The sequence below is a fragment of the Leptospira ellinghausenii genome (assembly GCF_003114815.1).
GTDB classification, from domain to species: Bacteria; Spirochaetota; Leptospiria; order Leptospirales; family Leptospiraceae; genus Leptospira_A; species Leptospira_A ellinghausenii.
Window position 1 is genome coordinate 265,233 of record NZ_BFAZ01000008.1, and the last position, 21,173, is coordinate 286,405.

The following is a 21,173-nucleotide window of genomic DNA, read 5'->3' on the forward strand; positions in this document are numbered from 1 at the left end:
CTATTACCAAGCTAATTCTAGTCCAAATTAATAGCAACCCTATTTAACTTTTTTTTCATTTAACAAAAGTTTTTTGACCCTGTTTTTACTGGTTGGAACGGTTTTGAAGACTTTCCGCTGGAAAACGGATTCTAAGATGGTAAAACTCATGTAAAATTTCAACGGTAAGATTCCCTTTTAACTGGTGTAATCTTTGTTTAATACTTTTTAATTCTAAATTCTGATTGGGAGGTTCAATCGATTGATTAAGAACATTTCGTTGGTAAACATGGAATTCACCTCCATTCAACTCCAAATTCCAAATCGAATCTCCCATCCCATATTTAATGTCATTTGTGCAGACTTCATATAATAAATAAAAAAGATTTAGAAAAGAATTTTGATTATTCCCAATAATCTTTACCTGATTAAAATAATTAATAAATTCGTCGGAGGTCGAAAATTCAAATTCTCTTCCTACATCCGAATACCTTCGCAACAAAGTTATGTGTACACCTGTTATAAAATTTTCAAATATAAGACTAAGATCTTCAATATAAAGAAGTTGATTTCGCAGTGAATGAATTGTGGAGACCACGCGATCGTAGACTAAATCCAATTCAGAATTGATTTCTGTTTGCGTCAGAGTTGAATTCTTTTTTTTCTCCAAATATACTTTTAAATCCGTAAGATTTGCTCCTAATTGGTCGTGAACCATTAATTGCAACTCGGCTCGTTGTTTAGACAATGCATTAATCGACTCTTCATATAAATGCCTTTCAATATTTGCTCTTGATTCAATTGCATAAGCAAAATATTTACTTAAAGAAGCAGATTGGAATCCAACATAGAATAAGTAACCACTTATTAAATATAATCCACCCTGCACTCCATAATAATTCATAGATATGGCCATAAAACAAAATATACCAAGAGCAAATAAAGCAAGTGCCATAAAATAAAAACCATGAGCCTCTTTTCTAAAACGATACAATAAATAAATTGAATAACCCATAAACAAGGTAAGATACACAAGAATATAAATAAAATTTAGATATGTTTGAATCGTTCGTGGAGCCAAAGGAGTAAATAATGCAATAAAAGCACCAATATAAAAAGTATAATTGATGATCAAATTCCGATTTGAATTGAAGAGTTCGTTTAAAAACAACATTGAAAACAAAAAAGTGAGAATGTTTAAATAGTGTAGCAAAATCGATTGAAATAAAAAACTTTGAACAGGGAAAAAATATTCATATAACTTAGAATTCAAAAACGGAATTCTTACTAAAAAAGTAATACATACAATCGCAAAGTAAAGGAATGCAAATTGTTTGGTATTCTGAAAATAAAAAAACAAATGGTATAAGGCCGATGCGAATATCACACCAAAAACAAATATTTCCACCATCAAATTCTTATTTTTAAAGATTTGAAGTTGTTTGGGAGATGCGATTAAAAATACACTTCTTGGCCCTCCATGGTAAAAATCTTGGTTTGCAATTTGTAATACTACATCCAATACGATATTGTCAGTGATGATATCAATCGTTGAGTTTGTTCGATCGGGAATCACTTCCTTTGGATTTGTAGAAACCTTTCCTTTTTCTTGTACCAATCTTCCATTAATAAAAACTTTAGAAGAAGTATGCAAATGAGAAAAGTAAATAACTAAATGTTTTGAAGCAGTTTCTTTCTGAATTTTAATTCGTTTTCGATAGGTAGCGTAACCCTTTTCAGAGAATGTTTGGTTACCAAGATTTATGTTAGTCCATGGCCGAAAATCAACAATGTGAGGTTTAAATAAGGATTGGTTTGAATCAAAATCATTGGGGTTAAGTAATTGATTCCAATAAAACTCCCAATGGGATGACAAATTGATTGGGATTGAATTTTCCCAATCGGTCCCTGACAAATCAGTATAAGAATCAACCTGATTATTATTTGGTAATTTTTGATAACAGTTCAATTGAATTGTTATTACCAAAATTACAAATATCCATCTTATAATCTTTTTCATTATAAAATAGAATATTCTTGCACTTTCATAGCCAATTCTGATCGGTTATGAACTTGTAGTTTTCGATAAATTGATTTCACATAACCTTGGACTGTGTGTTCACTTAAACTTAAAAATTTTGAAACAAGAGGAATTGTTTTCCCTTTTACTAATAATTCTAAAATTTGTTTTTCACGATCAGTTAAATAAACCTTTGGTTTACCGAATGGTTTTCTAAAACTGGAAAAAACTCTTAAAGCAATTGTAGGAGTGATATAAGCACCTCCCTCTAACAAAACATCGATGATACTTTGGATTTGTCCCAGCTCTGATTTTAATAGATAACCCAATGCTCCGTTTTTGATAGAATTAAAAATCATTTCGTCGGAATTCATATTCGTTAACATAATCACTTTAATGTTTTCGTTTTTTTCTGATAGAATCTTAACAACTTCGATCCCATTGATCCCAGGTAACATAATGTCTAAAAACAAAATATCAATACTTTTGTGTCGAGGATCCCTTAGTAAAATTTCTCCAGTTTGCCAAGTTAGAATTTCGGAAACATTTTTTAATTCAGAAATTCGATCTTTTAATTCACCTAAAAAGAATTCGTCATTTTCTAAGATTCCAATTTTGATTTGATTTTTATCTTCAGGCAAACTCGATTTATGCGACATTCTCTGTAGTCCCTGCTAATGCTTCATAATACTTCCAAAAATGTGCATTGGGAGTTCTTTGGTCTTCTGAAAGTGAGAATTCTTTTTTTAAGCCAATGACATAAAACATCTCCACCTCTCCTTTATTTTTGGCATTGACCTTTCCTCTAAATTCGCAATCAAAAACTTCCTTGATCATATCATAAGTTGTTCCGCTGACATTAATTTTTCCTGGTGTTCCTGAAGATTCCATACGAGAGGCAGTATTGACTGTATCACCCCAAACGTCATAGGCAAATTTCTTTTCGCCAATTACTCCAGCAACAAGTGGGCCGGAATGGATACCCAAACGCAATTCCCAGAACGGAAGCCCTTGGTCGGCCTTAATTTGTTTCATTAAATTCATAAACGCTTGGATTTCCAATGCAGCAAGTACTGAATCAATTGCATGTGTCTGATTTTGTTTCGGAATGCCACCAGCGCACATATAACTATCTCCAATTGTTTTTAATTTTTCAAGTTTGTATCGTTCTGTGATTTTATCAAACTGAACAAAACATGCATCTAAATCACGTATTAGTTCCTGTGGAGACAATACTTCTGCGATTTGAGTAAATCCTTTAAAATCAGTAAACATCACGCTTACATTTTCATATAATACTGGCTCGGTGGCACCTTTTTCTTTTAGCTCTTGTGCAATATCATGAGGCAATATATTTAGAAGTAACTTTTCGTTTTTCCTTCTTTCTTCCTCAGCAATATTTTTTGAGACTTCCAGTTCTTTAAATAGAGTCGAACCATAGATAATCCCTGCCAATTGTTCAGCAAGAATTGATAACTTAGATATGTCTTCGACACTCAAATCAAGTTTTGTTTCTGAATTTGATAAATCCAGAATTCCTACAACTTCATCATTTAAAATCATAGGAATAAAAATAAATGAACGAATGTTACAAATTTCTTGGACCCACTTGTCATCTTCCGAAAGCCAACGTTCAAAACTTCCTATTCGATCTGGTATATAAATTGGTTTTTTTCTTCTAAGGGCTAATTCATGTGCACCTTGCCCTCCCTTAACAGGAATTTTCATCTCATAGATACGTTTCTTTTGGAATTCAGTGACATTATCAGGAACTTCCATGTCAACGAAACGTAAGTATTTTTTTTCTCCATCAGAAACTAACAAAGAATAATACATAATGTTAAAATTCTCTTTTACATATTTATGTACTTTATTCATGATCAAATGGATATCCATTTTTTCATTTAAATCTTTGATCAAATCGTTGAGAGCAAGGATATCTCTTCTTTGTTTTTCGGTTTCCCTAAGTAGATGAACCCTTTGGATCACACCAGCTACCTGAGCGCAAAGTTGTTCGATTGACCTTGCCTCTGATTTTGAGATATTCAATCGATCCATAAAGTTAGAAAACAATATGATGCCTATGGTTTCATTGTTTAAAACTAAAGGAACATGCAAAAACGAATTTGCTTTTGCTTTTTCTCCGATTCGTCTATCAATTTCAAATTCGAATCGTTTGACTTGAGGAAGTAACATGCTTTTCTTTCGTTTCCAAACTAGATATGCAACTCCTCCAGATTCATTCAATGGAATTCGTAAATCATTCACAAAGTTTCGCTGTTCTTCTGAAGTCTCAATGAATGCCTCAGCATGCACACTTTTGATTTCCTCATTTTTTTCATCCAATAATAACAACCAAGTTGCTAAAATCCCATACTTTTGATTTACGTAATTTGCAATCGCATTGATGATTTTGGGTAACTCAGACTCAGAGTTAATTAAATTTGTTAGATGATTAATAGCTTCAGTTTCTTTTTTTGCATTTTCGGATTTGAGTAATGCGTCATCTGTTTTAATTTTTTCTTCTGCTAGTGCTGCTATTGTTATGTCCAACCTCACTGCCGTAGAACGTAGAAAGACGAAAGAGACAAGATAAAAGGCTAAAGCGATCGGAGATGCCACAAAAAATGCATGGTATATCGCAACACTTAAAGGAAAATCATGCACAAGATTTAATACATAAAAGGACATCGATATTGGTATGAAAAATAGGATCATAAGAGAGACTCGATTTCCAATTAATGTGGCTTGGCCTGAGGTTGGGATAGCTCCGAGTTTGATGATAAACAACGCAATCATTAGTGCGGGAATGAATTGTAATTCTCCAAATGTAAATATTGGGATGCCCATTGTTGCTGGTAAATTGAGTATGATAAGTAAGTCTCCAAAAAGTAAAGATGCCACTATGAAGTTTGCCATCTTACTGTGCCTTTCCTTACGAACTTGTATCCAATCCTTCAGAAATATACCGATTCCCAAAAAACCTAAAATCCCAAATAAATTCAGGCCGATTCCGCCTGCAGAAATCCTTGTAAAGGGATGTTCATAAAACCCACTAAAAAAATAGGGAGTCCAAACAATTACGGATAAAACTAAAGATACCAGATCGACGACTCTGACTATCTTTGGTGTTTTTTTATTATATAACGCATAACAAAAACGCATATGAATTCCAGGTGTAAAGATGAAAAGAGTGTAAAAGAGTTGTTCAATTCTTCTTGAGACAACTAGTGGTATGTCAAATTTAATGATCACCATTACGATGGTAAACGTTCCTGCTAAAAAGAAGGATATTGATGCCAACATATTTAATTTTTGATCTGGGTTACTGCCTGCAATATAAATCGCCAAAGCAAATACAACTACACTAGAAAGAAGTGGTACTAAAAAATATGGACGGCTATAAGCTGTTAACTGAACATTGGGATGGAAATAAAAAGAAACAAGATATGCAATTAAAATGAGGACAGTCGTGATAAATCCTGACAAAAAATAGAATAATCCTCTTTGTTTGAATAACAGGTCATTCAAATTCAAAAAATCTGATCGAAAAATTCCATATCCTAAAATTGATAGTGGAATAAATGCAAAACTGCTCATTGGAAAAACTGGATAACCAACTAAACTCAATAAATTAGTGATAAGAAAAAAACTACATATATGTAGTCCCAAAAACATCAATTTCTTTGATTCAAAATCTACCTTATTTTTTGCCCAAAAATGAAGAGAGGTAGGAGTGTATATAAATAGATAATTAAAAACCAAAACGATGCCCCATACTTTGAGAGGGAGTTCCGCAATTGGATATTTTCCAAAAGTATATGAAAAATACCCATCACTAAAATCATAATGAGTCAATAGTCCGTAATTCGCGAATGCAAAGGTTAACATTGATACGATACCTGATAGGATTAAATAACGATAATGTTGGTTGGTAAGATAATATGTTAAAAATGAAGCTGCAGGTGATAACAAGACAACTCCAAAATATCCCAATCGATTCCAATACAATAATGTAGGTTGGTCTTGGACTAAAGAACGTATACAGAGCACTAACCCAAGAGAAGCAAACGAAAACGAAAAACAAATAAAACTAATTAAGAGTTTTCGGTTAACGGAACGTTTGATCGCAATTATTCCAAGAGAAGTAAGTGATAATCCAACAAACATTGTAAAAAAATTGGGAACTGCCCATGGAAGTTTATGCCAAAAGTATTCAATCGAAGAGGGATGATTCGATAGTTCAGGAAGGGGGATCATGATAGCCTCAATTGTTTCTAACAGTTTTTTCCGCAAAACAAATGTATTTGCAGAGAATCTGTCAGAGCCTTACAAAAATCCTTCTTTTGGAAATTAATAATTTATCAAATGTTCCCCCCTATTTAGGGGGTTTTTGTTCAATGGATTCAAAATGCATTCGAACGATGTGTAGGTTGGGAATACGAAAGAGAACAAGGAAAGAAATGGTTTGTGGGGGGACTTGAAAAACGATCGGGATTCTCTAGAAAAATCTAGAATTTAATGTTTGACATAATTGACTTATTTTATTTATAACGAACGTGCGATATAAAATGTGGACTTCCTCCAATTGGCAAAATTGGCATTTGGACCGCACCACAGAAAAAGGAGTTGGTTATGTTTCTCTTAAACCAAATGGGCAAACAAACGAAAGGGGAAACTCGTCTGCCCCCCTCCAAATCCAATCAGGCAACAATCAATGGAACTATATTGGAAGTCCTACAGAATGAAAACATTCTGAGTGCAGCACTGCGGCAGGGGTTTGATTTCCCACATAGTTGCCGAGTTGGTGGTTGTGCAACTTGTAAGTGTCAACTTGTGGATGGAAAGGTGAAAGAACTCACTGAAACTGGGTATTTATTGACTGATGAAGAATTGGACAATGGTTATATCCTTGCATGCCAAAGTATCCCTCAAACCGATGTTAGGATCCAAGTTGAAAACAAAACCTTTTATTCAGGTACAGTCATCAAACAAAATGTTTTAACTGAGGAGATATGCGAAATCTCCATCCAATTGGATACAAAACTTTGTTTCCAAGCAGGCCAATTTGTTTCTCTATCAATTGAAGGGATGGACGCTGAAAGAAACTACTCCATCGCAAATGCACCCAATCAGAAACGAATTGTTAAGTTCATTGTCCGTAAAGTTCCCAACGGAAAATTATCAAATTATATATTGAACGAAAATCTATTGGGGAAAAAAGCAAAACTCAAAGGACCATTTGGCAATTTTTATCTAAGAGATTCCAAAAAACCAATCCTAATGGTAGTTGGAGGTAGTGGACTTGCACCAATACTTGCTATGTTAGAGGATGGGATTTTAAAGGGAACCAAACGACCGCTCACTTTACTTTTTGGTGCACGTAAAATAGAAGATTTATACAAGTTAAGAGAAATCAAAAAAATTCAAAAAGTTTGGAAAGGAAAATTTGCCTTTGTTCCCATCCTTTCCGAAGAACCAGAAGGTAACTCTTGGAAAGGGGAAAGAGGTCTTGTCACATCAAAAATCAAAGACCACCTAACAAAAACGTCGGAAGTTTATTTATGTGGACCTCCGCCAATGGTTGATTCTGCAACTAGCGAATTATTCACATTGGGAATTCAAAAACAGTCAATCTTTTCTGATCGATTTACAACCATCGATCATAGTCTTAGTTTGCAAATAGATGACAAAAATTCTAAATCCAAAGCTGGATTGTTTGATTATCTAAAATTCTTTTTGTTTCATGTTGTAGGACTCTCATCGGTTGTGAGCATCCTTATGGGAGGATATTATACTACAATTGGATTTTTTTCCTTACTCTTATTTTATCTTGTCGGAGATGCAATTTCAGGCGATGACAAAGATACTCCAAATTATACAAAACCAGAAATTCTTACGTATCAACTTTGGATGGCATTACCAATCTTAAGCTTAATCTTTTTTTGTTCCATTTGGACTGTGAGCCCCACTGATACCTTTGGTTTTGGATCTTGGTTAACACAAATAATCGGATATGATTTTAATATTGCAAAATTGAATACATCACCTCTTGTCCATGTTTACGCGATCATTTTTACTGGATTGATGATTGGACTCGTAGGTACCATCACCGCACATGAATTAACACACCGAACATGGGACCCCACTTCCATGTTTATTGGTCGTTGGTTATTGGCATTTAGTTTTGATACAATCTTTTCGATTGAACATGTATATGGGCACCATCGTTATGTTTCCACTACAGAAGATCCAGCCACCGCTCCTCGTGGAAGGAATGTGTATTACCATATCCTTGCTTCGACCATCAAAGGCAATATCAGTGCTTGGAAAATTGAATTAAAACGATTGAAACGCAAAAATGTTCCTACGTTATCATACCACAATGCTTTCTTAAGAGGTCATCTGATGAGTGTTAGTTTGATTGTATTAGCGTATTCACTTGGCGGAACCCCTGGAATGTTCTTTTTTATTCTTTCTGGATTATTTGGAAAATGCCTTCTCGAAATTGTAAATTATATGGAACATTATGGAATGGTTCGATTGCCAGAAGAGCCTGTTCAACCAAGACACTCTTGGAATACAAACAAACGAATTAGTTCCTGGACGATGTTTAATCTAACGCGACACTCCCACCACCACGCACAAGGAGAAGTTCCTTACCAAGATTTAAGACCTTATCCCAATGCACCTATGATGATCAGTGGGTATTTGACAACGATTGTAATCGCACTCATACCACCATTATGGCATTATCTGATGATTCCAAAAGTGAAAGAATGGGATCAAAAGTTTGCAAGCCCTGAAGAATTGGAACTCGTAAAAATCGCCAATCGTTACAGCGGGAACTCAGAGTTTGTAAACTCCAATCATAACCAATCACTTTTGCGATCAAAAGGATAAGATGGAAAAAAACTTTAGATTGATTTACGATTGATTGGAATCCCAAGTGAGTAAATCACCTACATACCTTAATCCTTCAAACAAATCAATCCAAGGAGTGTGTTCGTCTCCCTTGGATTTTAAAAATAAAACTCCAACAAAAAAAGCAAGGAAGGCTTTGCCACCCTTCCCTTCTGTTTCTTTTGGAAAAAACCGATTGAGTGCACTTTCATAAGCGATAAAAGATTCTTCTACCAATTTTACCAATTCTTTAGATTCTGAATGTTGCCTTTTGATATCAACTGCGAGTAACATCAAATTCAAAAAATGCCCTTCTTTTCCTGAAACAAAATTCATAATATCAATGATACTTGTTGTTTCTTCTGATAATTTTTGGATTGCCTCTGCATCTGTCATCACTAGATGTTTTACCATCGAAGAAAACAAAGTCTCTTTTGTTGGGAAATAATGATACAAGGTACCAGTTGAAACTCCTAGTTCTTTAGCAAGTTCCCTCATCGAAACAGAGGCTACCCCTTTGGAGACAAAGATTGGTAGGGATTTGGAAAGTAACTCCATTCGATACAAATTATGATCTACAATCTTTGGCATAAAGACCACCTAAGTTTTTCTCGCCATCGATTTTCCATTGAGACAAAATCATTTCCAATGGCCTTCAAAAAACGACGAGACAACAGGGTTATTTTAATTCTATGCCAAAGGACATCAAGCGAGAATCTTCTCATAGAAAATAGCTACTCACTCATACTTCGTTCTATACTAAGTCCCATTCAAAATGGATTATGTAACCTTTAGTTTCAAAAGTTAATTTCAAAAAAATATTTTTTTGATCAACTTTCGATCCTAATACCGTCTAATATACGAATTTAAATTCACGTATTACATTGCATATCAGGAGCATAATATGCCTACAACCATGAAAGAATCAAATAAAAGCAGAACTGAAGAGAATAAAGAAGCTGTCGTCACCCTGATCGAAGGAGATGGAATAGGACCTGAGATCATCCAACAAACGATCCGCATATTGAATGAAGCTAAATCTGGATTACAGTTTGAAAAGGTAGATGCTGGCTCTTCAGTTTATTTATCCGGTATCCTCTCTGGAATTGCTGAAAATGCTTGGGATACCATTCGAAAATACCCAACCATATTGAAAGGTCCGATCACCACTCCCAGAGGGAAAGGATACAAAAGTTTAAATGTTACCATTCGTAAAACATTAGGTTTATATGCAAATGTTAGACCTGCAAAAACATATGATCCTTTCATTGCAACGAATCATCCCAATACCGATATAGTCATCATTCGAGAAAATGAAGAAGATACATATGCAGGAATTGAACACCGCCAAACACGTGAAGTTACTCAATGTTTGAAATTAATTACTGTCCCCGGGACTGAGAAAATTGTGCGATATGCATTTGAGTTCGCAAGATCAAATGGAAGAAAAAAGATAACTTGTATGGTAAAAGACAACATCATGAAGATTACAGATGGATTGTTTGCCAATATCTTCCAAACAGTTGCGAAAGAATACCCTGAAATTGAAGCAGAAAGTATGATCATCGATATTGGTGCAGCATTACTCGCCAATCGACCCCAGAAATTTGACGTGATCCTTGCTCCGAATTTATACGGTGATATCCTTTCAGATATAGCTGCAGAAGTCACAGGTTCGGTTGGTATGTGCGGATCTGCAAACATCGGTGACTTTGTGTCAATGTTCGAAGCTGTCCATGGAAGTGCTCCCGATATCGCCGGTAAAAACATTGCCAATCCAACGGCTGTGATTAAGGCAACTGTGATGATGTTAACACATCTAGGTAAAACGGAAAAAGCAAAACTCATTAGGAATGCTGTCTTAAAAACAATAGAGGATGGTTTTCGAACAGCTGATGTTTTTCAAAATCAAAAGAATACAACACTTGTTGGAACTAAAGAGTATACAGACGCAATCATTGATCGACTTGGAAAAAACCCGGATGTACTTTCGGCAAGTGAACTTGTAAAACCTAAATCTTTTACGCTCAGTTTACCAACTCAAAATGAAAAAAAAGAATTAGTTGGTGTTGATATTTTCTTAGATATACCGAATGATCGTGATCCAAATGTTTTAGGAAAAAATATTGAGGTTATTACCGAAAACTTCTTACACTTAAAAATGATTACAAACCGAGGAGTAAAAGTATATCCCAAAGGACAAAAGGAAACGTTTTTAACTGATCATTTTCGATGTCGATTCATCTCACCTAACGGTGGAAAAATCCAACACAAAGATATTACAGCGGTACTAACCTTACTCGAATCAAAGGGATATGATTTTATCAAAACAGAAAATCTGTATGAGTTTGATGGAGTTCCTGGTTATTCCTTAGGTCAAGGAGAATAAATAGACTGCCCTATTTCGCAATGAATCCTTAAGTCACAACTCAAAATAGTGACTTAAGGAATTGGAATCTTCTATTATTTTGATTCGAAAAGTTTTTCCAATGGTAAAAATACATCACGACTGATTCCTAAAGGCATATAAAACTCAATATGATCTACAAATTTTGCAGAACCACCATACACTTCAATGGCAACTGATGTTTTCCCAGATTCATGTTTCAGTATCTCTTGAAACTTCGGATATACTTTAGTAGGGGCAAGGAAGTAAGAGAATACATTCTTAAACGGAAACGTAGATGTTAGACAATCAGATTGTGGAATCTGAAAGGTAACAAATTTTGACTGAATAGATTTGATTTGGTTTTCCGTAAGTCCTGACATACGACATCCCAAAATTGATCTTAAATTTTCAGGCGGAGTATCCGGTGGATCCAAATAAATTGCTAAACTATTACATTCAGTAATACCAATTGATTCCCATTCCTTTTGGAATTTATCCCAACTCTGATTTAGGTTTTGGTAGGGACCTTTATGAGTGTAAATGAACACCTCTACTGGCCCGAAGGATTGGTGTTTCACTTCAATAGTTTTAAATCCACCCATGTATGCATAAAAGGAAATACCTATAAAGACTAGTATTCCAATTACAATGCTAATTATTTTCATCGTTTTCATTTGATTCCCTTTTGTATTCCGATGTTTTTTTGCAGAGGAAACAGAACTTGCAAGAGTTGATCCTGGATTTTTTTTCTTTTTTGTCAATAAATTAAGTTAGGTAATTTGTTAGTTCTGTCTAAACAACATTCATATCTCTGATAGAATTTTGGGAATCCAGTAACCAATTGAAAGTTTCCTTTCCAACAGATCCAATCTCTATTCAAAAAAGAATCCAATCAATTGATCCAATCATGTATGGAAGTTCAAGAAACTATATTGATGGATCAGTTTCATTATTATCACCTTACATTGCGAGAGGTTATATATCCACCAAACAGATATTTGAACATGTATCTTCCCTGGGATACAAACCTTACCAAATCACAAAATTTGTTCAAGAATTAACCTGGCGTGATTATTTTCAGCAAGTTTGGCGAAACAAGGGCGAACTTTTATTCCAAGATTTAAAACACCCACAACCCGGTATCAGGCATTATCAAATTCCCAAATCAATTTTGAATGGCCATGTCCAAACAGGGATCTCGGGCATAAACCGAGAGTTACTCGATTTTTACGAAACAGGTTATCTTCACAATCATGTAAGAATGTACATTGCATCCCTAGTTTGTAACATTGGAGGTGCCTACTGGAAAAAACCTTCGGAATGGATGTATTATCATTTGTTAGATGCTGATGCAGCAAGTAACACTTGTAGCTGGCAGTGGGTATCTGGTTCCTTTAGTTCTAAAAAATATATAGCTAACCAAGAGAACATTAACAAATACCTAAAATCGAATGACCATGACACTTATCTAGATAGAAGTTATGAAGAAATTTTAGAATTTAATTTCATTCCAAAGGAATTGGAGGATTTGTTTGACTGGGATTTAACGAATGTTTACCAAGAAACTGAAAATTGGATCGAATCAAAAATTTCGAATGCAAATCCAGAGGATCGAATATATTCTTACACCAATCCGAATTTTCCTTTGGATTTGGACCTTTCCTTACCAGTGTTATTATATGATTTTTATAATATAGACCCAAATTGGAAAAAAAACATAAAGGCAAATCGTATTTTTATTTTACGCCCTCATTTTTTTAGAAAGTATCCATCGTCTCCCAAAACTATGGACTTTATATTCGCTCTCGCAAAGAATATACCGAAAATCCAATTTTTTTGGGGCGAATGGGAAGATCTATTACACCAATTAAATTCAGTTCGACCTGAAATTTATTGGAAAGAACACCCAACTAACAAAGAATATATTGGTAAAAAAGAGGAAAGAGACTGGATTTTTCCTGAAGTTTCTGGATACTATCCTTCCTTTTTTACATATTGGAAAAAATGTGAAAAAATATGGGATCGAAAAAATTTGCAGAACCAACCAAGTTTGATTTAAAAATCAATCCATCTCACTAGGAAGAGATTTACTTGCACCTTTCTCAAATTGTAACATTCTTTCTTTCGTAATGCCAATTAAGTTATGAGTCAACACTAATGTATCTCCTAAAAAATCAGGAGCAAGACGGATTTCAACAACACGATACCAAGTTTCTTTGGGTAGTACAGAAAAAGCATGGTTCACACATAAACATTTGAATTTAAAACCAAAACTATGTTCGACGGGCATCGCGGAATGGGGTGCTGCGAAAAAATAGACTGGTTTATCCGTAGGATTTTTCATCACCAATAAAAATTGTTTTTTAGAACCAGGTTTTAATACCAATTGTCCATTCGGTATCAAGTCTCCAAAGGGGACACGTTTTCCATCTTGGACTGTACCTGTGGTCCAAAGTGCTAAAGCTTGTGCTCCTCCAGGTTCTCTAATTTCCATTTCTAAAGGTAATGAAGTGTATACCCACCTAACATCAATTTTTACTTTGTTAGATGGGATGGGGTTTGTAACAACAACTTCATTGTGTTCGTGAATCGGCGGAGCTACTTTTTCTTCACAGGAGTTGAACAAAAGAATCAAACTAAATACAATATAAAGGAAAAGTCGTTGTTGCATCCTAATCAAACCGAATCTCCTACTATTCTAAATTTAATTCCAATGTTGAGAAATCTAGATTATCAGTTTTTTTAGAATTGATTAGATAAAACTGTTTCCCTTTCAATTGTAAGGTAACAAATTCTTGAAAAATTTTCTCAGTATTATTTGGATCTGGATTTTTCACTAAGTTACAATCCCTTCCACACCCGTTACAATCGCCACCACCATAATCCAAAAAGTTTGTAAACGTTTGTTTTCGCAAAAATCCAAAGATACGAAGTTGGATTTTTCCAGGATTCATCTCTTTCACTTCATAATTTCCTAATCCATAAAACCGATTTGAACTTTCTTCTCCAACATCGTAATTTGTTCTCGCTGTTGAACCTTCTAAAAAGAATGTCCCATCCGAACGCAATCGAATTGTCCAATCAGAGGAAGTAGGAGGATCCATGTTCTCTTCCATAGCCACTTGGTTTTCTGCTCCTGCAGGTTGGTCCACAACTGCTTCATCACCTGAAACAGCATAAACTTCTCTACCTGTTAAACCTCGATTTAAGACCATACGTAGTGAAGATTTGGAAAATGAATCATAATTCTTTGCAGCAGTGTCTTTGGATTTTGGAAGAGTATCCATGGCAAACCAATCACCATCATGACCAAAACGAAGTTCTGATAAAACAATCCCTTTCTCTGTCAATCCAGGATAAATCTCTTCCACTTTCATGGTTAGTTTTTTACCCTTAAAGGTTGATGGCAGTTGAATTTCCTGGCTACCCATTGTATCTTCTACATTGATTTTGGCAGAATAACCATCATCACCAGTTAATAAAAATGCTTTAACTCTGCCATTTTTAATACAATGGACATCGGATCTTTGGTAACCATTCCATAGTTTAATGACAGAAATCTTTTTTGTATCCACAAAATTAAAGTTAAATGATACTCCAACTCCACCTTTGACAGATGCATACCCATTCTCATACTTAGAATCAAATAGATTCATCACAGAATATGTTGGTTCAGGTGAAGCAGTCTCAGAAGCGGTTACCGTTCCAGATACAATTTCTGGTGTATAAGTTCGATATGCTTTTTTGGCATCATCGTAAAATTTAACTGCTTTTAAACATATATTTTGGTTTCTTTGAAAATTCAAAGTTACTGATCTCGCTTGCACAACTGGATCAAAAATAACTTCTGAGTTTGCTTTTTCTATATCCGTACTTGCATATACTTCATCAAAGTTTACATAAGCAGCGACTCGGTCTTTAAATTGACCATTACAAGATTCGATCGATACTTTGGTTAACGGGAATGCATTGTCTGCATAAAAATGTAACTTAACGAATTCTGCACCTGGCTCAGCCTTCCATTCTTTGCCGTCTAACACCAAAAAGGGGAGGCCATTCTCCATAGATGTAGATGTCACCATTGAAAAATGGAGTTTTTTCCCACAATTGACAGCGAATGTTACCATTAGAATCAAAACAAAAAATAGACTGGATTTGAGTTTCATTATTGGTCCTTTGAAAATGTGGATTTAAAAGAACCCATTGTACGGAAAAAAGGCAAGAAATTTTTTATGGACTCGTATCTTTTAGTAATCTTTCCCAAGTATCTTGGTTTAATGCACCAACGATCCATTTCCCATTGACCCAAAATGTAGGGATTGAAGTGACTCCAAGTTTTTTTGCTTCTTCCCAATCTTTTTTTACTAAGTCTAGATATTTTTTTGTTTCTCTTTGTGAATCACATTCAGACCAAACTCCAGATTGGTTAGGCATTGGATCTTCTGATTTGATCATCGTTTTCGCATGGGCATATAGGTTTTGCATATGATCTGTAAAATGAACTGGATCTCTATCCCACAAACAACGTGACACAACGAGTGGTGCTATACTTTGGTTTGTATCTCCGTCCAGTGGGAAATCTTTATGGATATAATAAATTTGATTTTTGTATTTCGATAAAAGTTTTTTTGTATGGGGAAAGGTTTCCTTACAAAAGCCACATAAATAATCGCTCCATTCGATGACCACCCATTTCGAATGAGGTTGGCCAAATTGAGGTGAGGTCTTAATTTCTATCTTTGAAAGTAAACTTGTCCTTGATTGGTCATAAGGTTTTTGTTTTATACTTATATTTGATTTTTTAAATATACGACTCCAAACAATTCGAATGCGAATCATTTCTCTCAATCGATCAATTGCATCTGTATCCTGTATCGAACTTCGTATTTGTTTTTTCTCTGATACCCAGTAATGATTGATGTCCATCTCGGAAACAAGTTTTTTCTCAGTTTCCTTCCATTCTGACAAGGTAATTCCAAGTGAATTTGCTTTCTCATTCAATTGGTTCAAATGAATCTCTGATGAAAGTGTTTCCTTGATCGATTCCTCGGAAGGTAAGGTTTCAGGTAGATACTGATTTTCCGACAAAGGTTCAGAACAAGAAAAAATAAAGAAAAATAAAACGACTATGGGCACATTCGAAATCTTATGATCTTTAGAAAATAGTCTCAAGTATTTTTGTATGATCAAAATTATTTTTTTGATTGAAAGTGGAAATTCTTTCCATTTTGATGAGTCTCTTGTATGAAAATTAAAATCCTCTCGCGCATATTACAGTTATTAGCTCTTTACCTCTTCTTTACTTCGGTTTATTCGAGTTTAGGTAAAATCATTACCATTCAGTCGGGAACCAAAATTTTTGGTAAAGTTGTATCATCATACAAAGAAACCGATTATTCTACACAAACCGGTAACAAAAGTTATGGCACAACTCACTACATCCTAAGACCAATCATCAAATACCAAGTGAATGGAGAATCTTATGAAATTCATGGAAAAATTCTAGGTGAAGTCGGAAATCAATACCATATTGGACAAACAGTTCCCTTATACCTTTCTGAAAACCAACCTGATTATGCGATTATCAATTCCTTTTATGAATTGTGGTATGAGCCATTGAGAAATGCATTCTTCAGCATAGGGTTGTTTTTAATTGGAACTTTCCTGGGCCAAATTCTTTCGAAGATAAAAAAAACAATAGTCAATTTGTTCAATCCACAAGCATACTTGGATCAGTTCTAAAATTCAGATGGTTTCAAAACGGTTACCATTTAAAAATTTTCGAATCGGAATGGGAATCCTACTCTTCTGTCTCATGCCCAATTCAATATTTTGCCAAAGCAAAGATATGGTGAAATTAGAATGGTATCATTATATTCTCCTTTCCCCTGTTCTCGTCATTGATGCAGTTAGGAAAGGTTACCAAAGTATTGGAAACCAAATCGACAATTTTCGTGAATTCCAAAGTTTACCTGAATTACACAAAGCAGTCATACAATCCGATCTAGATAAAGTTAAAAAAATTGTTTCTGCCGGTGCAAACCTAGAGGCAAAAGACAAAAATGGGGAAACTGCATTATTCTATGCTCTCGATAGAAACCAAGTGAATATAGCAAGATTTCTAATTCAGAAGAAAGCTGATGTGAATGTTTCCAATATTCATGGACGTCACTTAATCCATCCTGCGATCAAAAACAATCAATATGATTTAATTAAACTCATGTTAGATCATGGATTAAAACCAAATTTTGATGGAAGTGGATCTACAACCCTAACTCTCACGGCAAATCTTAACCCCAACAATTTTAAATTCATCCGACTCTTTGTCGAGCAAGGTGTAAATATAAATGCATTGGATAAAAACCACTATTCAGCTCTGATGTATTTGACTATGATTGAAAATCCAAATTTAGAAATCATTTCTTACATGATGAACAAAAAAGCCGATGTCAATGTAAAAGACAGTTCAGGCAGATCCATCCTTCGTTTACTCATCGAAAAAAGATCTCAAAATTTAGCTTTAGTCAAGCTCCTATTAAAAAATGGCGCTGACATTGATTCCAAAGATAAAGAAGGACAATCAATTTTCGATTTTATCAATCAGTACTATGATGATCCCAATACCAATGAAATCGTTCTATCTCTAAAAAATTACAAAAAATAAAGTCGATAAAAGACACACAAATCGATCAATTCAAACAATATGAATTCGAAGAACAATCTAACTTTAAGTTGGTGGATTTAAGATCGTTACCTTTTTTATCCATTCGAGAACGAAAAATTTCTAAGTTCATTTTAAAGGCAAATCTTCTTAGGATCCACAAAAAATATTCTAGCTAAATAAAATGAATATGCTCTCTTTGGCTCGAGGTATTTCAAATGAAATTGATTTTTTCAAATATCAAATGGATCATGTTAATCTCTGGACTCATCACATGTTCAATGATTTTATCTGCATTACATCCCAATCTGGGTCTAACCTTGACTTTCGGAGAAACAATGGATGGAAATCTAGCAAACATCATCGTACGAAATTGGGGAGCACTCATTGCGATCGTAGGTGGAATGTTAGTGTATGGAGCGTATCATGAACAAAATCGTAATTTAGTTCTAGTTGTTGCTTCCATCAGTAAAAGTATCTTTATACTTTTAAATTTAGTTTATGGACAAGCTTATTTGGCAAAATCAAGTCCTGCGTTGGTTTTTGACTCTTTATTGGTGATTATCTTTGTTTCTTATTTAGCTTCTAAATCTTCAAAATAATCAATCACTTCACTCACGAAAAGTCTTTGCAAAAGGACCATGGATCATTGTGCTACACATTCAAAAATGAGCACATTGATCCCTTATTTTCGATTCATAGCTTGGTCCAAAAATTGATTCAGTGGATAAACGAATCGAAACAATTTTACAAGATCCTCACTACTCAATTTAGAAGTTAAATCTCCGTTCTTTAAATTTTTTGCCACTGCAAAACCCTTATACTTGAGGATTTCAATCATAGGATGATCTTTGGCAAAACCTCTTGGAACCGTTTTTACTTTCTCAGCATAAAATTGTTTTCCAAATGTTTCATAAAATTTTGGATCATTTATTATTTTCTGAAAGTTTTTTGAATCGTTTGCAATTCGGTTTCGGATTTTATATAACGATTGTGCATCTGGTTGGTAACAACCTCCACCTAACAAAGAACCATCTGGCTCTATATGAAGATAATATCCAGTTCCATCAATTTTTCGATTTCCTCCTTTCATAAAAATCCCAAAGTGAGTTTTATAGGGACTTTTATCCTTGGAAAAACGTACATCTTTATAGATCCGAAAGATACAAGATTTTGGATCCACTCCTTTCACTGAACTATCAAACTTTTCTATTCTTGATAACAATGCAGCAGTGAAGGACAATAATTCTTTTTGGATTTCTTCAAATCTTGGTTTGTTCTCTAAAAACCAATCTCTCTGATTATTATTTTTGAGATCCGATAAAAATTTAAAAACCTCATTACTTAACTTCATATCAATTAATCAAATCCCTTACATTTTTTAGTACCATTAAATGATTTCCAATCAATAACCCAAAACAAAAACAGTATTCTAGTTTATCCAAAGGAAAGAATATCCCTGTATCAGTTCAAGCAAATCATAGTTCACTGTTGAAAACAAAAAATACGAGTAGTATTCCCATACAATAAATTTCCTCGATTCACCTTAGTCAATGGAGTTCCATGATTGGTAAAATACCTCCCAACTTGACCTTGCCTTTTCAAAGTTGGAGCATCACATCCATCTGCATTGAAAGCTGTCCGAAGAGCCACTTATATTTCCATATGGCCTGCCAGTTTCTCATTAGTGATCATGTTGTACCAATTGGCGCTCCCAATCTAGCGAATTCACAAAATTGTAGGTAAAAGGGATGGGCTACTCCGGGGTGCGCTTTCGCTTCCGTCTGCCGTGTGGCAGACCAAGCCCTACGTATCCCGAGCGCTAGAAAACATTACAATAAAAGAACCAATTCTCAAATTTTGTATTGATTCTACTTCTTAATATACAAAATCCCTAATTTAACAATTCGCAATCCAGACTTACTATGATTAAAAATTTACAATAATTGTATGATTTCATAAATTAGTTTTGACATATTCTTTCGTTATGCGGTTTATACCAATCAAGCGTTAGGAGGACAAATTGAGAATTAAATACGCATTCATTCTTGCGATTTCACTATTCCTTTTTTTAGGATGTGGAGCAGAAAAAAAAGAAGGATTAATCCCTGGAGTGGAGTTAACCGGTGATCCTTTATATGACGCTTTGTTATTATCAGTAGCGTCAAACCCACCATGCACAGTCTTAACAGATTCAAACACAAGTTCTGCGGTTGATTTAAGTGATGGTTTTGACTCCATCTGTAGTTGGACTACTGCTGTAGCTACTTTTACTGTAACTAGTTCAGGTGAGTATGAAATCACAGGCTTTACAGGACGGCAAACATTGTCAGCTTATCGTTGCAATTCATCGTATTTTACCTTCCATGCACAATTGAACCAAGCAAGTACGGTTTTGTATACAACCAGAGACTCTGCAACACAAACGGTTACAGTTAATTTAACTGCAGGGACTACTTATTCGCTTTATGGATCAGGACTCGTTAATACTAGCGACTACCAATGTTCGGGTGTTAGACCAAGTTCAAGTGTTAGTCCATATCGAATGAATATTAGAAAAAAATAAAATTCACAAATACAAATAAGAAACTAAGAATCAATTGAATTTTTAGTTTCTATGTTCTTTCTTCAAATCCATCAACTAAGAGTAGTAAACGACATTCTAATTTTGCCAATACAGCAGAATACATTCCTGACTCCTGCCAGCTAAACCTCCTGTTCAGACTGGCGAGCTTTGGCCATGGCTTCATGTTTTCCCATCTCCTGCTCGACTGGGCATCCTGCCCAGACTCGCGAGCTTCGCAATCCTGCTACGCCTCCGATGGAAATACATTCCGCAAGGTTAACCTAAGATTGAAGAAAAAGATTCTAACAAATAAAAAAAGCCCTGAACTTTCATCCAGAGCTTTTCCCAACATTTGTATACGACAAAGGTTCTGTCTATCCCGATGAGGGAAAGCCTGCGGAGCACCAAGCGGCACTGCCGCGACTGCGAGCACCCGACCGATTGCGTGAGCTTCGAGCTCTAGCAATCGAGTCGTTCGGCGCAGACCGCCAAACAGAACAAAGTAAAACAAACAACGCTTTAATCTATACATACACGTTAACACGTGTATATTGTAATATGGTCAAGCCGATCGAGCGATTAGTATCACTTGGCTGAATCCATTACTGAACTTACACCTGTGACCTATCAACCAGGTCGTCTGCCTGGACTCTTC

At 34.9% G+C, this 21,173-nt stretch carries 16 protein-coding genes and 1 rRNA gene; 7 read left to right on the plus strand and 10 right to left on the minus strand.

Translation table 11 applies throughout. The features are described 5' to 3' along the window. Positions 1-85: 85 nt before the first annotated feature. Genes DI076_RS08455 through DI076_RS08465 form a run of 3 tightly spaced genes read right to left on the minus strand, consistent with a single transcriptional unit; the run spans position 86 to position 6,295 of the window. Complete coding sequence (locus tag DI076_RS08455; protein WP_245918343.1) at positions 86-1,966, minus strand: 7TM diverse intracellular signaling domain-containing protein; 1,881 nt, start codon at positions 1,964-1,966, stop codon at positions 86-88. 32 nt (positions 1,967-1,998) lie between these two features. Beyond that, complete coding sequence (locus tag DI076_RS08460; protein ID WP_108959483.1) at positions 1,999-2,658, minus strand: response regulator transcription factor; 660 nt, start codon at positions 2,656-2,658, stop codon at positions 1,999-2,001. Next, on the minus strand, positions 2,648-6,295 hold the full coding sequence (locus DI076_RS08465; RefSeq protein ID WP_245918344.1) for an adenylate/guanylate cyclase domain-containing protein: 3,648 nt from the start codon (positions 6,293-6,295) through the stop codon (positions 2,648-2,650). Before DI076_RS08465 ends, DI076_RS08460 begins: the two co-directional genes overlap by 11 nt. 339 nt (positions 6,296-6,634) lie before the next feature. Here DI076_RS08465 and DI076_RS08470 point away from each other — a divergent pair, with 339 nt between their 5' ends. Next, on the plus strand, positions 6,635-8,902 hold the full coding sequence (locus DI076_RS08470) for a fatty acid desaturase (RefSeq protein WP_108959485.1): 2,268 nt from the start codon (positions 6,635-6,637) through the stop codon (positions 8,900-8,902). Positions 8,903-8,926: 24 nt separating this feature from the next. Here DI076_RS08470 and DI076_RS08475 read toward each other — a convergent pair whose 3' ends face one another. Next, positions 8,927-9,493: a TetR/AcrR family transcriptional regulator gene (locus tag DI076_RS08475; protein WP_108959486.1), complete on the minus strand. Its 567-nt coding sequence runs from the start codon at positions 9,491-9,493 to the stop codon at positions 8,927-8,929. 313 nt (positions 9,494-9,806) lie between these two features. On the opposite strand from DI076_RS08475, the gene DI076_RS08480 reads away from it, so the two are divergent. After that, a complete protein-coding gene (locus tag DI076_RS08480; protein WP_174705037.1) occupies positions 9,807-11,291 on the plus strand; it encodes an NADP-dependent isocitrate dehydrogenase in 1,485 nt (494 codons plus the stop codon). 74 nt (positions 11,292-11,365) lie between these two features. On the opposite strand, the gene DI076_RS08485 is transcribed toward DI076_RS08480, so the two are convergent. Next, entirely contained in the window at positions 11,366-11,965 is a 600-nt protein-coding gene (locus tag DI076_RS08485; protein ID WP_108959528.1) for a hypothetical protein, read from the minus strand. A 167-nt stretch (positions 11,966-12,132) separates the two neighbouring features. On the opposite strand from DI076_RS08485, the gene DI076_RS08490 reads away from it, so the two are divergent. Further along, a complete protein-coding gene (locus DI076_RS08490; protein WP_217349942.1) occupies positions 12,133-13,350 on the plus strand; it encodes an FAD-binding domain-containing protein in 1,218 nt (405 codons plus the stop codon). A gap of 3 nt (positions 13,351-13,353) precedes the next feature. On the opposite strand, the gene lsa20 is transcribed toward DI076_RS08490, so the two are convergent. From lsa20 to DI076_RS08505, 3 genes are all read right to left on the minus strand, one after another. Next, the gene (gene lsa20, locus DI076_RS08495; RefSeq protein WP_108959487.1) at positions 13,354-13,962 is read right to left on the minus strand and encodes an LIC11469 family lipoprotein adhesin Lsa20; all 609 of its coding nucleotides are present in this window, start codon (positions 13,960-13,962) and stop codon (positions 13,354-13,356) included. 22 nt (positions 13,963-13,984) lie between these two features. After that, the gene (locus DI076_RS08500) at positions 13,985-15,457 is read right to left on the minus strand and encodes an NADase-type glycan-binding domain-containing protein (RefSeq protein WP_108959488.1); all 1,473 of its coding nucleotides are present in this window, start codon (positions 15,455-15,457) and stop codon (positions 13,985-13,987) included. 64 nt (positions 15,458-15,521) lie between these two features. Beyond that, the gene (locus DI076_RS08505; protein ID WP_108959530.1) at positions 15,522-16,427 is read right to left on the minus strand and encodes a thioredoxin domain-containing protein; all 906 of its coding nucleotides are present in this window, start codon (positions 16,425-16,427) and stop codon (positions 15,522-15,524) included. 108 nt (positions 16,428-16,535) lie between these two features. On the opposite strand from DI076_RS08505, the gene DI076_RS08510 reads away from it, so the two are divergent. The 3 genes from DI076_RS08510 to DI076_RS08520 all read left to right on the plus strand — a co-directional run bounded on the left by DI076_RS08510 (position 16,536) and on the right by DI076_RS08520 (position 18,554). Then, a complete protein-coding gene (locus tag DI076_RS08510) occupies positions 16,536-17,033 on the plus strand; it encodes a DUF3592 domain-containing protein (RefSeq protein ID WP_108959489.1) in 498 nt (165 codons plus the stop codon). A gap of 106 nt (positions 17,034-17,139) precedes the next feature. Further along, positions 17,140-17,955 carry an ankyrin repeat domain-containing protein gene (locus DI076_RS08515; protein ID WP_245918345.1) on the plus strand — a complete coding sequence of 272 codons (816 nt, stop codon included), beginning with the start codon at positions 17,140-17,142 and terminating at the stop codon, positions 17,953-17,955. 215 nt (positions 17,956-18,170) lie between these two features. Then, complete coding sequence (locus DI076_RS08520) at positions 18,171-18,554, plus strand: hypothetical protein (RefSeq protein WP_108959491.1); 384 nt, start codon at positions 18,171-18,173, stop codon at positions 18,552-18,554. An 83-nt stretch (positions 18,555-18,637) separates the two neighbouring features. Here DI076_RS08520 and DI076_RS08525 read toward each other — a convergent pair whose 3' ends face one another. Then, complete coding sequence (locus DI076_RS08525; protein ID WP_108959492.1) at positions 18,638-19,306, minus strand: DUF2461 domain-containing protein; 669 nt, start codon at positions 19,304-19,306, stop codon at positions 18,638-18,640. A gap of 669 nt (positions 19,307-19,975) precedes the next feature. Here DI076_RS08525 and DI076_RS08530 point away from each other — a divergent pair. Beyond that, positions 19,976-20,518 carry a hypothetical protein gene (locus tag DI076_RS08530; protein WP_108959493.1) on the plus strand — a complete coding sequence of 181 codons (543 nt, stop codon included), beginning with the start codon at positions 19,976-19,978 and terminating at the stop codon, positions 20,516-20,518. Positions 20,519-21,076: 558 nt separating this feature from the next. Here DI076_RS08530 and DI076_RS08540 read toward each other — a convergent pair. After that, positions 21,077-21,173, minus strand: a 23S ribosomal RNA gene (locus DI076_RS08540); the annotation flags it as partial.